Genomic DNA, 14,089 nt, shown 5'->3' on the forward strand with positions numbered 1-14,089 from the left:
ATAAGTGAACATAGGGAGGATATATAATGAATAATTCTATTTTATCTCAACCAGGGAATGGCTATCAGGCGTGGCTTAAATATGGCCAAGTGTCGCCGGAGATTAGTGATGACCAGTCCACGTTATTTAGCAACATTGCGGTATCGGAACAGAATGATATCATTCAAACAGCTGTAACGGAGTTAACACAAGGCATCGAGGATATTTTGGGTAAAAAAATCGTCATTTCAGAATACAAGGAAGGTGTTCCATGCATCGCGCTTGGAACATTCGGACGAAGCCCTATTATCGATGAAATATTTCATAGCGAAGCTCGTTCTGCTGTGGGAGCTGAAGGATATGTAATAAAAATGGACAGCTCTAAAAGCTGTTTAGCGATAGGCGCAACATCTTCCATAGGCATTTTATACGGTGTTTTTCATTTGCTCCGTCTTATTAGCACAGGCTGCAATATGGATTCAATAGACATCGTGGAAAACCCGGTCAATCAGCTCCGAATGATTAATCAATGGGATAATATAGACGGCAGCGTGGAACGCGGATATGCTGGCAAATCTATCTTTTTCTCAGATAACCGGATAACTGAAGATTTGGATCGTATTCGAGATTATGCAAGGCTGCTAGCTTCAACGGGGATCAATGCGATCTCTATTAATAACGTAAATGTGCATAAAGTGGAATCCTTGCTTATCACTCCGACGTACCTGCCTGAAGTAACAAAGCTGGCAAGCATATTCCGATTATACGGTATTAAGCTATTCCTTAGCGTCAATTTTGCAAGTCCACTTGAGATTGGCGGGCTCACTACAGCTGATCCGCTCGATCCGGGGGTTCGTGAATGGTGGCGCGTCAAATCAGCGGAAGTGTATGCAGAAATTCCTGATTTCGGCGGATTCCTTGTAAAGGCCGATTCAGAGAACCGTCCAGGTCCGTTTACATATGGACGTGATCATGCAGATGGCTCCAATATGCTGGCCGAAGCATTGAAACCATTTGGTGGCATCGTTATTTGGCGCTGTTTTGTTTATAATTGCAAGCAGGATTGGCGAGACAGAACGATGGATCGGGCGCGAGCGGCATACGATCATTTCGAGCCTCTTGACGGGCGTTTCATGGATAATGTCATTTTACAAGTGAAGAATGGTCCGATAGATTTCCAAGTGCGTGAACCGGTATCTCCGCTCCTTGGTGCGATGGAGAATACGAACCAAATGATCGAATTCCAAATTACTCAGGAATATACCGGACAACAACGCCATGTGTGCTATCTTGTTCCACAATGGAAAGAGGTTCTAAATTTCGAGACCTATATCAAGGGTGAAGGCTCCAGTGTTAAACGGATTGTTGACGGCTCTCTTCATGGCAACCAATATAGCGGATTTGCAGCCGTATCCAACATTGGGGATGACGCTAATTGGACAGGGCATTTACTGGCTCAAGTGAATTTTTATGGTTATGGGCGGCTGGCATGGAATCCAGAGCTATCCTCTGATGAAATTGCCGAGGAATGGATTCGTCTAACTTTCGGTGGAAATGAACAGCTTGTCCAAACGATCCGAACCATTCTGATGGATTCATGGGGCATTTACGAGTCGTATACCGCTCCGCTTGGCGTAGGCTTTATGGTCAATCCTGATCATCATTATGGACCGAATGTTGAAGGCTATGAATATTCGATGTGGGGCACCTATCATTTCGCAGATTCACAAGGTATCGGAGTTGATCGCACAAAAGCAACAGGAACAGGATATGCTGCTCAATATATCGGAGCTAACTTCGACATGTACGAATCGCTCGACAGCTGCCCTGATGAGCTGCTGCTGTTCTTCCACCATGTTCCTTATACACATAAGCTTCATTCAGGCCAAACGGTCATTCAGCATATTTATAATACACATTTCGAAGGTGCAGAGCGGGCAGCTCAATTAGTTGATGCTTGGGAGCATCTAGCGGACAGCATGGACAAGCAGCTGCATAAGCAAGTAGCAGTTCGTCTGGAGGAGCAGGCCGAGCATGCGAAGGAATGGCGTGATCGGATTAATACGTATTTCTTCAGAAAAAGCGGTATTGCGGATCAAGGCGGAAGAACCATTTATTAAATCATTCCAATGGAAAGAAGAGGCGCCCGTGCGGCGCTTCTTCTTTTTTCGTTATATTTTGAAAGAATTCGATGATTCCTCTCCTTTAGTCTAAAGGGGCCTGTCTTTATACTTAAGATATAAAATTGACTACAAGAGGTGACCATACTTGAAACGTTCCACGACCGTTACCACGAACCCAAAAAAACAGCATTCTTTTCTAAGTAGATGGAACGCACCTATAGCGGGTTATTTGTTTATATCGCCTTGGCTGCTCGGATTTCTTGGGCTTACGGCATACCCGTTGTTTTTATCCCTGTATTATTCATTTACAAACTACACATTAATGGAGCCTATCAGCTTTGTTGGAACACGTAATTACGAACAAATATTTACGGCAGATCCGAAATTTATTCAATCCGTGAAAGTTACATTCCTTTATGTTATTGCATCCGTTCCGCTTAAGCTGACTGCGGCTTTGCTAGTAGCTTTAGTGCTGAATAAAGCGATAAAAGGCATCTCCCTTTACCGCACAGCCATTTATTTTCCTTCATTAATAGGGGGAAGCATTGCGGTCTCCTTATTATGGCGAAATCTTTTTGGTGTGGATGGCATTTTCAACAAGATCATATCCGTCTTTGGCATTGAAGGCAAAGGCTGGATTACGAGTCCAGATACGGCGATGGGGACACTTATCCTGTTGACGGTTTGGCAGTTCGGTTCATCAATGGTTATTTTCCTAGCGGGACTGAAGCAAATTCCGAAAGATTTATATGAAGCATCCTCCGTGGATGGCGCTAATAAAATTACTCAGTTTTTCAAAATTACGCTGCATATGCTTTCGCCAATCTTGTATTTTAATTTAATTATGGCGGTTATCAGTGCATTCCAAATGTTCACCTCTGCTTTCGTTATTACGAATGGAGGTCCAATGAATTCTACTTATGTGTATGCCCTTTACTTATACGAACGGGCGTTTAGCCGTTATCAATTAGGATATTCTTCAGCTCTTGCTTGGATAATGCTCGTCATGATCGTCGTAGCAACCCTCATTATCGCGGGCACTTCGAAATATTGGGTATTCTATGAAAATGATACGGGAGGGAAAAAGAGAAAATGATCAAAAAATGGGGCAACACCATAAGGCATACCTTCATGATCATCTTTAGCGTCATCATGGTCTATCCCGTTCTTTGGTGGATCGGAGCATCGCTAAAACAGAATAGTGAGTTAAGCTCACCTAATATTTTCCCGTCTGTGCCCCAGTGGAGCAATTTCTCAAATGGTTGGAAATCAGTTCCTGGGCATTCCTTTACAGACTTTTATCTCAACACGTTCGGACTTGAGCTTGCCGTCATGATCGCTACGCTTATTTCGAGCACATTAGTTGCTTTCGGCTTCGCGAGGCTGGACTTTCCGCTCAAAGGTTTCTGGTTTTCCCTGCTTATGTTAACCCTAATGATGCCGGGACAAGTGCTCATTATTCCCCAGTATGCTTTGTTTCATCAGTTAGGCTGGGTAAACACATATCTCCCATTTGTAGTGCCTCATATGGTCGCAAGCGGGGCAGGCGGAACATTTTTTGTCTTCCTCTTAATTCAATTTATTAGAGGCATTCCGAGGGAACTTGACGAATCTGCAAAAATAGACGGCTGCTCTTGGTTCGGCATCTATTGGCGAGTGGTCATGCCGCTTACCAAGCCTGCAATCGTTACAGTAATGATCTTCTGCTTTCTATGGAATTGGGACGACTTCCTCGGTCATCTCTTATATATAAATTCGGTAGATAAATACACAGTTGGCTTGGCACTAAGGATGATTAATGATTCTCAGTCCGCTCAGGAATGGGGTCAATTGCTGGCCATGTCGCTCGTATCTATCGTTCCTGCTACGCTCGTATTTATGTTTTTACAAAAATATTTTGTGGACGGGATTGCAACAACAGGAATAAAAGGATAAGATGAAAAAAATCATTAGTCTGGAATCGGTAAAGCTACGAAACATTCGAAGCTTTACCTTTTTTACGCCTCAACCGCTATGAAGGAAGTGCAGCGTATGACCAATCCTTTTAAAAAATTCAGAATCGATCGTCTATTTTTTCACAGCTTTACCGTTCTTATTATTGTAGTACTAGCTTTCATCGCATGGAAAAGCTATAGTATCTCGTCGAAGGCGCTCGTGCAAACGACCTCACACTACCAGCAGCAGCTGTTGGATGAGTTGAATAATGAAATTACAACGCGGTTAGTTATGATTGAGCAGATCTCGCTGTCTACTTCCCGAGACAATGAACTAATTACCTTTCTAATGAACAGACAGGACGAATTTGACCGATATCGGAGATATGTTGGTGTAGAACGGGCGCTCGCCAATTTGACTTATTCTATACCTTTAATTCAAGGAATTGATTTGTATATGAAGCAGCCTTTCCAAGGTGATTCCAACAGTTATATTCAGTTTCGGAATATTGCGGATTTGAGTAAGCAGGAATGGCTAAAGCATTTGGACAAAAATGATTTTTCTTGGTCAAGCGAGCATGAAATTTCTAGCTTTCAAGGAGATGTTCCGGTTCTAAGTTTTTCTAGAAATATTATGTATGAAGATACTTTTTTAGGCGTACTTGTCATTCATGTCAAAGCGAACGAAATTCGGACGCTGTTGACCGGCAAATCGTCTGAATCCAATCGGATGATAACAAATTCCGACGGGCAGCAGTTTCTGAAGATTGGCAAGACGCTGGAGCAGAACGAATTATCGAAATGGATTGATTTCAAAAGCCAGCAATCCGGCTATGTCCATATACGGGGACACGCAGAGATGAAGGATTCTCTTCTTGTTTATTCCAAGCTTAACAACTCTAATTGGACGCTTGTTGAAATTACGTCATGGAAGCAGATTACAGCGAGCAGCTTCAAATTAGCTGAAGTAATTGGTCTCATTGGAATTGCGGCTATTCTGCTGGTGACGCTTCTTACCCACTTTTTAAGCAAGCAGTTTACGAAGCCTATTAAACAAATGGTAATGGCGATGAGCACCTATTCGGTAGAAGGCAATAACGTAGAGCTGCCGGCTGATTATGAGAATGAATTCGGTTATTTATTTGCTGGATATCGCAAACAAAATGAGCGCATCGAGCAATTATATCATTCGCTGCAGCGCCGATATGAACAGCAGCGGAAGGCCGAAATTGAAGCGCTTCAGGCTAATATTAACCCTCATTTTCTATACAACACGCTGGATCAACTCAACTGGATGGCTATTGAGGCAGAACAGCATGAGCTTAGCCGTATACTGGAGCTTATGGGCCGAATGTTTCGCATTGGCTTGTCCAATGGACAAAGCTTTATTACGATAGAAAAGGAAATAGAGCATATTACATGCTATATGGAAATTCAGCAGCTGCGTTTGGGAGGCGGTCTGCAATACACAATTGATGTACCGCTCCATATACAACAGCTGTTTATTCCGAAGCTAACACTGCAGCCATTTGTGGAAAATTCCATCATACATGGCTTTCATACACGGAATCATGGGCATATCGATATTCGAATAAGCCATGTGGATAATGCCTTACAAATCATAATCGATGATGATGGGTATGGGCTTAAGCAGGATATAGTGATGGAACATAAACGTCATACCGGAGGCTACGGCATTCGTAACGTGAGGGAAAGAATTGAAGGCTATTATGGCAATCATTTTGGCGTCGCCCTTTCGGAGCGTGCTGAGGGCGGGACGAGAGTCGAAATTATGTTGCCACTATTAACGGAGCCACCCATCAAAGAATCAATAGACGAGAGTATGGTTAACTAGGAGGAAATTAAGGTGTGGAAGATCGCCATCATAGATGATGAACGCACGGTGCTGCAAGGTATGAAGCGTGTAATACCTTGGGATGATTTGAATGCGGAATGGGTAGGAGAAGCGTTAAATGGTGCGGACGGATTGGATATTATTAGAGATTCCGAGCCGGACATTATCATTACCGATATTTATATGCCCGTGATGAATGGTTTAGATATGATTGAGCAGCTCAGAAGAGATGGATTTAATGGGAAAATTATTATTTTGAGCGGATATTCAGATTTTGAACATGCGAGACAGGCACTAAGATATAACGTAAGTGATTATGTATCTAAACCTATCAGTGTGCCTACTTTAAAATCCATACTAAAAAAAGTTATTCAAGAGCTTGAGGATGAAGAAGATAAAAGAATGAAGCAGGGCGAGCTTGAGCAGAAACTGATGCTGTACGAGCCTTTCATCGAGAAGGAATGGGTAAGGTCCGCTGCAGTCGGCACACTGGACGGCGCTTATCAGGATGGCCATCTGCCTCAGCCTTACCGCTTCTGGTCAGAGAGCAATCATGTAGCTATTGGAATCGATTTTGTGCGCGATGTTCGTGCCAGCGAGCTATCCCTGTCAGATTGGAACCTATTCCGCTTCGCTATTAGTAATATCGCAAGTGAAATCGCTTTCAAAACTTACCCTGTTTTCGAATACACCGAGCTTCACAGTACAAGAGCAGTCCTTATTGTTCACCCAGAAGCTGACGACCCCGAGCAGCTTGCGAATGATTTGAGAGACTTAAGCATTAAATTGATTGATAGCATCAAGAGCTATTTGAAGCTGATTATCCGTATAGGGATAGGAAGTATGAAGGATCAGTGGACGAAAATTCCTGATTCGACAGAGGAAGCATTCCGTGCCATTGATAGAAGAGATCGGCGAATGGTTCCGGCTTATGATTTATTTGCTTATGTTGAACAATCGGATACGGAGCAGCAATCTGCCGTCTTATTTCCAGTTAAATTTTCTTTTAAATTAGCCAGTGCGATGAAGACAGCTCAGGAAATGGAAGCGCAGCAGCTAGTTGCACAATTTATTGGAGAGTTAGAGAAGCAAAGAGGAATTACAAAAGATTATGTACAGATGCTGGGGAGCGAATTGTGGGGCATTATGACGTATTGCTTATATGAAGCCGGCTTAGTGCTTGATGATCTATTTACGAATGATCAGATTACGAAAGAGCTGGTCGGGCTGACAGAGCCAGAACAGCTTGCAGCATGGCTTTCAACTAAGATTACGATTATTTGCAACAGCAGGCAGTTAAAGGGAAGCAGCAAGCACAGACAGGTTGTAGATTTCATGACTCAATTTATTCATGAGCATTATGCAGACGAGTTAACGCTAGCAGATCTATCAGATAAGGTGTTTATTTCTCGAAACCATTTGTCAATTATTTTCAAAAATATAACAGGTGAAACGTTTAACAACTATTTAACACAAGTAAGAATGGAGAAGGCAAGGGAATTGCTGCTTGAGCGAAATATGCTGGTCTACGAGGTAGCGGAGCGGGTTGGATACAAGAATGTGCCTTACTTCAGCACCTTATTCAAAAAAACGACAGGCATGAATCCAACAGAATTGATTAAATAACAATAGGAGGTTTCCAATATGCCAGTGAAATTCAGCATTATCGGCGGAGCGGGTTTTCGCGCACAATATTTTCTTAGAATTGCCCAAACCATGCCCGAGCGGTTTCAGGTTAGCGGGATGGTTGTTAGAGATGAGTCCAAAGGCCAAGCGATGGAAAAGGAATGGGGAATTTCTGCTTATCGCTCGCTCGAGCTTCTTCTTAAGAGTGAAAGCCCTGATTTTATTGTCGTTTCGGTAAGCGGATCAGAAGGCATGAGCTATTTGCTGAGACTGGCCGAGCTGGGAATCCCGGCATTGTCAGAAACTCCGCCAGCATCTGATTTGCAGGGGCTTGAGCTTCTTTATGATAAGCTCACCGTAACCGGTGCACGCATACAAGTAGCGGAGCAATATCATCTTCATCCCATTCAAGAAGCGCGCCTAGCCCTCATTAACTCTGGAAGGCTGGGGAAGATTACTGAAACGACTGTTTCCATCTCTCATTTATACCATGGGGTCAGTTTAATTCGCAAAATGCTTGGCATTTCCTTTGAGGAAGTCCGTATAAGAGCGATGCGATTCGAATCGAGCTGGGTTGGCGGTCCAACACGCAGCGGTCCTCCGCTGGAAGATAAAATGATCCCCTCCCAGAGAGATTTAGCGTGGCTGGATTTCGGCGACCGTCTGGGGATTTATGATTTTACGAAGGATCAGCATCGTTCCTGGACTCGTTCAAACCACTTGTCAGTCAGGGGTGAGCGCGGAGAAATATTTGATAAACGCGTCCTCATTCAACAGGATACGACTGTTCCGATTGAATTAGAGCTGAAACGAATGAACAAAGGGGAACTGGAAAACCCGGAAGGATATTTTCTCAAAGGCATCATTTGCGGAGAACAATGGCTCTACGAAAATCCTTTTGCCCCGGCAAGACTTTATGATGATGAAATCGCTATTGCAAGCTGTCTGCAAAAAATGGCTGATTATGTTCGGGGCGGCCCTGAATTTTATAGCCTTGCGGAGGCGTCGCAGGATTATTATTTAGGCATGATGATCGAGAAAGCCATTCAAACCGGTGAGACCATAATAGCGCCGCAGCAGCGCTGGGCGTGCCAATAGTAAGTAAAAGAGGGACAGCCTGATTTTTTGAAAAATAAAGCTTCTTTCACTAATCCAGCCGATCAGAAAGGGTACACCTGCTCGGCTTCTTTGGGTTGCTGAAAATGATGATCGCGAGCTGCTTTGAAAAGATATACTTCACCGTTAGCAGACGAGTGTCTCAATATATTTCCATCCTTAGGAACGCCTTCGAAATAAGCTCCGATACAACCAGTCGTACACCTGTGTCCAGATAATAAAATATTGACTTCATGCTCACCATATTCTTCTTCTAGTTCATGCATAAAATTAAAAACACTTTTGATGAAGCTGTTGATTTCTTTAACGCCTTTATAAACATTCGAATATGGAGCTGCTCCAAATTTTATTGTGTAAGCCAGAGCTGGATTGTTGTGCAATATGACAAATAGCAGTCTGGAAAGAGGCGATCAGTACCCCTTCGTATTCGACGCTCCGTTTACATATTCCTTGCTCTCTAAACGTTGTTGCAGCATCTTTAAAGCGGTTAATCGAGCTGATTAACCACTTATGATTTCGTTGCTTAGTTCGCACATCTGGCATTTACTAACAGCTTATCGAAACGATTCTATAAAAATCGGAAGTAAAACAGATGAAAATACATATTGAGCACTAAATTTGCTGTTTTTTCTATGAAAACGATTAAAAAAAGAGCTTGTAATCGCTATTATGCTCATGTATACTTTTGAATTAATCGAATCGTTTCGATAGATTCGTAATTACAAGTTATTTTGTAAGGCAAGCAAGCGCTTATAGATTTGTTGGAAACGGTCTCACGCCGTTTACCATATGGAAACTAAGTCGGGGAGGGATCTCATACATAACGTGGAGGCAATGGCATCTTATTTGCCTGTAATTCTCTTAATACGAACTTCAAATTCATGATCAGGGGGAAGGTCAACAATGAAAAAATCACTAGTTTTGTCATTAACAGCGATCATCATGATGGTGTCGATTCTCGCAGGCTGCGGCGGCTCCGGTAATAAGGGCGGAAATGCAAACGCTACACCAGCTCCTACAGAATCTGCAGCGCCAGGCAGCAGCAATCAAACAGAAAGCACGGAACCTTCAAGCGATGAAATTGTAACACTGAAATTCGGGACTTGGAATGATCCAATCGTTGAGCAAAAGAAGATTGATGCTTTCCAAAAACTGCACCCGAATATTAAAGTTGAAATCGATAAAGCAGTAACATGGCCGTGGGATGAGAAACTCGGAGCGGCAGCAGCAGCAGGTAAGCTACCGGATGTATTCTTCGTATTTAACGCTCCGGGCAACGTAGCAAGCAACTGGCTTGCTGACATGACACCGTATCTCGAATTTGACCCAGATTACAATGAGCAAAATATTTTCAACAATTTGAGCGCAACTGGACAGTACAACGGTAAACAATTTGTTCTGCCTCACCAATTGTTCGCTCAAGGTGTTCTCATCAACATTGACTTGTTCAACAAAGAAAATATTCCTCTGCCGAAAGCAGACTGGACGATCGACGAGTTCGAGAAAATTGCTAAAAAATTGACGAAGCCAAGCGATCACCAATACGGAGTAGAGAATCTGTTAGGCGCTCGTGAAATGTTTGTGCCACAATTCGACTCGAAGCTGGGATGGTTGACATTCGACGGTACGCAATTCAACTTCGACAAGCCTGCTTTCTCCGATGCTATTCACTGGATAAATAAAGTCGTGTATAACGATAAGTCATCTGTCGATCTGTATGAGCGCAAAGATCAAGATGTATGGTATGGCAAAGACAAGAGCGGTTTCATTATGGGTAAAGTCGGCATGAAAATCGATGCGAACTGGGCATTTGCCGATGTGCAGAAGAATGCCAAATTCAAATGGGACTTCCTGCCGATTCCAGGCAAAGATGGACAACGCGTTCCATTGATTACCGACTACATCGGTATGGCACAGAACACGAAGCACCCGAAAGAAGCAATGGAATTCATTAAATTCCTTACTTATTCCAAAGATGGCTGGTTGGAGCGCATCAACAATATCGAGACACCGATTGTTACGATGCCGCTGCTTAATGACCGTGAAGTATGGGATGCTTATCTGCAAACAACGTTCACTGCTCCTGGCCTGAAGGATATTATTGCAGGAATTCCAAACGGCTTCGTTGACGGCTTCAAATGGCTGCCGGGAGATGCGGAAATTGTAGATAAAGTATTGAACCCTTATGACACCAAGAAAGAGCTTATTACGCTTAAAGTAAAACCAGAAGATGTTGCGAAAGACATTCAGAAAAAAGCAATGGACATTTACAACCAGAACAAAGAGCAAATTGAGAAGGTAACGAAGTAAAATAGGACGTCCCTCCCTCATTTTCGAGGGAGGGAACTTCCGTTGTATCGGGAGTGGTGGACATGAGGAGAAAGATACTAGCCATCGTAATGATCGGCGTCATGCTATTAGCCGGCATTAATGAGCCAGCTTGGATGACATTTCGTGTGGCGGCTGAAGGAAAAACAGGAAACGAACAAGCATCGAACAACAGCGACGTATTGGACGCTCTTTTTGGCGGAGGCTCATCCAAAAAGGATGAACCGAAAGAGAATAACCCTCAAGGGGGAAATAAAAACAAAGACGGCCAAACAGTGGTTCAACAGGTCGTAGAAGATGATTATTTCGACGTATTGAAGCAGTGGGAAGAGCAAGGCGTCAAAGCTGCTGAACACATCAGTCTTAAAGTTCCAGCCAAGCAGTTTCGTGTTAATGGCCAGTCTGCACCTTTAGTAACAGCTGCGCAAAGCGAAGGCTATGGCGAGCCTGTATTTCGGTGGGAAAAGGAAACACCTGAAGTCGAAATTACAGTTAACGTGCCGGAAAGCGGCTTGTATAATCTGCAAATGGATTATTACCCGTTAACAGAACAAATCATGCCAGTGGAACGGGGCATCAAGATTAACGGAAGTTATCCCTATTTTCAGGCACATCAATTCGAGTTATATAAATATTGGAAAGACGATATGTACCCGTTCGACAAAGACGCATTAGGCAATGATGTTTTGCCAGAGCAGAAGATGACGCCAGGCTGGCAGTCGCAGATGCTTGAAGACCTTGCATCCGCTGATGATCGTCCGCTGTTATTTTATTTGAAGCAGGGCGAGAACATGATTTCGTTCCCGTTCATTAGCGAACCTGCCCTCGTGGGCGCGATTACAGTAAAAAGTCCAGACATGGTTCCTTTCTATGAACAATATTTGAAGCAAGGCGAACCGATGCAAGCTCCAGCAAGTCTCGTAGTGGTAGAAGGAGAACGCGCTTTGAACAAGAATCAACCGTTCATCCGTGTACAATCCGATGGCAGTCCTTCATCTGTGCCGTTCAACAGCCGCAAGCTGATGCTGAATGGTATCGGCGGTGACTCGTGGCAAATTAGCGGACAAAGCGTTACTTGGACGTTTGACGTGCCGGCAGACGGTGATTATCAAATTGCGATCAAATATAAGCAAAATACGAATACGAGCGAGACGGGAACCGACATGCCGGTATACCGGACGCTGCAAATAGACGGCGCTATTCCATTTGAAGAAATGCGCAGAGTCGTTTTCCCTTTTACGAAGGATTGGAAGAATAAGACGCTTGCAAGTGATGACGACACGCCTTATCTATTCCGTCTTCAGAAAGGGCAGCACAAGCTTACGCTTATTGCTAACGATGCGCCATACAGAGATACGATTCGGACGATCAAAACGATTATGAGCGGGATCAATGATCTGGCCATTCAAGTGAAAATGGCGACTGGAAATACGCAGGACTCCAACCGAGATTGGGATTTGACCGAGCAGATTCCAGAAGTGGCGGATCGGCTCAATAGCTACGCTGATGAATTAAACGATCGGTTTGATGCGTTAGCGAAGCAGGTTGGCCGTAATCCGGATGCTGCGAAATCGATGTTCATTTCTGCGCAAAGACTGCGCAACCTTGCGAAGGACCCGAATTCGCTTCCTTATAAGTATGCTCAACTATCAGAAGGCTCCGGCTCCATTATGCAAATGCTGGGAACATCCCTTGGCAAGCTCCCGAACCAGCCTCTGACCGTTGACCGTTTCTTCGTTTATTCGGACGAGGAGCTTCCTTCCGCTAAAGCGAATTGGTTCACCCGGTTGTCTGCGAACGTGAGCGCCTTCGTCGGATCGTTCACGAAGGATTACTCCAAAATGGGCGGAAGCGATCCGGAAGAGCTTCAAATTTGGGTAAACCGTCCGAGGCAGTATGTGACGATGATGCAGCATTTGGCTGACGAGGAATTTACGAAAAAGACTGGCATCAAGGTTTCATTCTCCCTTATGCCGGACGAGACGAAGCTCATATTAGCTAATGCCGCCGGCAATTCACCGGATATGGCACTGTCGATCAATAATGTGACGCCATTTAATTTAGCGGTTCGCGGCACTTTAACTGATCTTGCCAAATTCCCCGATTATGCAGAAGTTGTTAATCGCTTCTCAGCGGGAGCGATGCTGCCGTTCCAATTCGACGGAGGTACTTATGCGCTCCCGGAAACGCAAAATTTTTGGGTAATGTTTTATCGTAAAGATGTATTGAATGCGCTGAATATACCGCTGCCGGAGACAATGGATGATGTAAGGCGGATTCTGCCGGACCTGCAGCGCTACGGACTGAATTTCTTTAATCCGCTGTCGCAAACAGGCGGTTTGAAGCCTTTGACGCTGACCTCGCCATTTATTTACCAAAGCGGCGGAGAGCTGTTCAAGCAGGATGGTTCAGGGACTGCAATCGATTCCGAGAGTGCGGTTGCCGGCATCAAGCAAATGACGGATTTGTTCACGGTATACAATCTTCCGCTGAACGTGCCAAGCTTCTATAACCATTTCCGGGACGGCAGCATGCCAATAGGCATTGCAGATTTTACTACTTATGTCCAATTGACCTCAGCAGCGCCGGAAATCAATGGACTTTGGGGCATCGCCCCTGCACCAGGAATGAAAGCAGCGGACGGTACGATCGAACGCTGGCAGACGGGTACTGGGCAATCAGCTGTTATATTCAAGAACAGCAAGCGTCAGGAAGACGCTTGGGAGCTGCTCAAATGGTGGACGTCGAGCGAAGCTCAGGTGAAGTTCGGAAACCGAATGCAGACGATTTATGGACCAACTTATAAGTGGAACACGGCAAATCTTGAAGCATTTGGCCAAATGCCGTGGCCTGCCGAAGATATTAAAGTTATCCAAGAACAATGGAAATGGCTTAAAGATGTTCCTCATATTCCAGGCGATTACATGCTGGAGAGAATGCTAAGCGACGCGTGGAACAAAATCGTGTTCAACGGCGTCAATCCACGCCGCGCCATTGAGGACGCAACGATTCTCACCAATCGTGAAATGGCGAAGAAGCTGGAGGAATTTAAGTACATGAAGGATGGAAAGCTTATTAAACCTCTGGAAGTACCACGTATTCCGGATGAGAAAGGCAGGTGAAGACAC

9 protein-coding genes are annotated in these 14,089 nt (G+C 44.3%); 8 read left to right on the top strand and 1 reads right to left on the bottom strand.

Features of this window, described 5'->3' with window-relative positions; genetic code table 11:
- The first annotated feature begins 26 nt into the window (after positions 1-26).
- The 6 genes from CEF13_RS08770 (at position 27) to CEF13_RS08795 (ending at position 8,615) form a co-directional block, all read left to right on the top strand.
- On the top strand, positions 27-2,099 hold the full coding sequence (locus CEF13_RS08770) for an alpha-glucuronidase family glycosyl hydrolase (protein WP_102710334.1): 2,073 nt from the start codon (positions 27-29) through the stop codon (positions 2,097-2,099).
- 148 nt (positions 2,100-2,247) lie between these two features.
- Positions 2,248-3,198: a carbohydrate ABC transporter permease gene (locus tag CEF13_RS08775; RefSeq protein WP_102710335.1), complete on the top strand. Its 951-nt coding sequence runs from the start codon at positions 2,248-2,250 to the stop codon at positions 3,196-3,198.
- Positions 3,195-4,037 carry a carbohydrate ABC transporter permease gene (locus CEF13_RS08780; protein ID WP_102710336.1) on the top strand — a complete coding sequence of 281 codons (843 nt, stop codon included), beginning with the start codon at positions 3,195-3,197 and terminating at the stop codon, positions 4,035-4,037. The genes CEF13_RS08775 and CEF13_RS08780 overlap by 4 nt, the downstream gene beginning before the upstream one ends.
- A gap of 96 nt (positions 4,038-4,133) precedes the next feature.
- Positions 4,134-5,891 carry a sensor histidine kinase gene (locus CEF13_RS08785; protein ID WP_102710337.1) on the top strand — a complete coding sequence of 586 codons (1,758 nt, stop codon included), beginning with the start codon at positions 4,134-4,136 and terminating at the stop codon, positions 5,889-5,891.
- A gap of 12 nt (positions 5,892-5,903) precedes the next feature.
- On the top strand, positions 5,904-7,517 hold the full coding sequence (locus tag CEF13_RS08790) for a response regulator transcription factor (RefSeq protein ID WP_102710338.1): 1,614 nt from the start codon (positions 5,904-5,906) through the stop codon (positions 7,515-7,517).
- A gap of 18 nt (positions 7,518-7,535) precedes the next feature.
- On the top strand, positions 7,536-8,615 hold the full coding sequence (locus CEF13_RS08795; protein WP_102710339.1) for a Gfo/Idh/MocA family protein: 1,080 nt from the start codon (positions 7,536-7,538) through the stop codon (positions 8,613-8,615).
- Between the two features lie 62 nt (positions 8,616-8,677).
- Here CEF13_RS08795 and CEF13_RS08800 read toward each other — a convergent pair whose 3' ends face one another.
- Positions 8,678-9,013 (bottom strand): hypothetical protein, encoded by a 336-nt coding sequence (locus CEF13_RS08800; RefSeq protein WP_102710340.1) that lies wholly within the window; start codon positions 9,011-9,013, stop codon positions 8,678-8,680.
- A 523-nt stretch (positions 9,014-9,536) separates the two neighbouring features.
- On the opposite strand from CEF13_RS08800, the gene CEF13_RS08805 reads away from it, so the two are divergent.
- Together CEF13_RS08805 and CEF13_RS08810 are read left to right on the top strand one after the other, a co-directional pair.
- Positions 9,537-10,943: an extracellular solute-binding protein gene (locus tag CEF13_RS08805; RefSeq protein WP_102710341.1), complete on the top strand. Its 1,407-nt coding sequence runs from the start codon at positions 9,537-9,539 to the stop codon at positions 10,941-10,943.
- A 62-nt stretch (positions 10,944-11,005) separates the two neighbouring features.
- Entirely contained in the window at positions 11,006-14,083 is a 3,078-nt protein-coding gene (locus CEF13_RS08810) for an extracellular solute-binding protein (protein WP_102710342.1), read from the top strand.
- Positions 14,084-14,089 lie beyond the last annotated feature (6 nt).

The organism is Paenibacillus castaneae, assembly GCF_002884445.1.
GTDB lineage: Bacteria > Bacillota > Bacilli > Paenibacillales > Paenibacillaceae > Pristimantibacillus > Pristimantibacillus castaneae.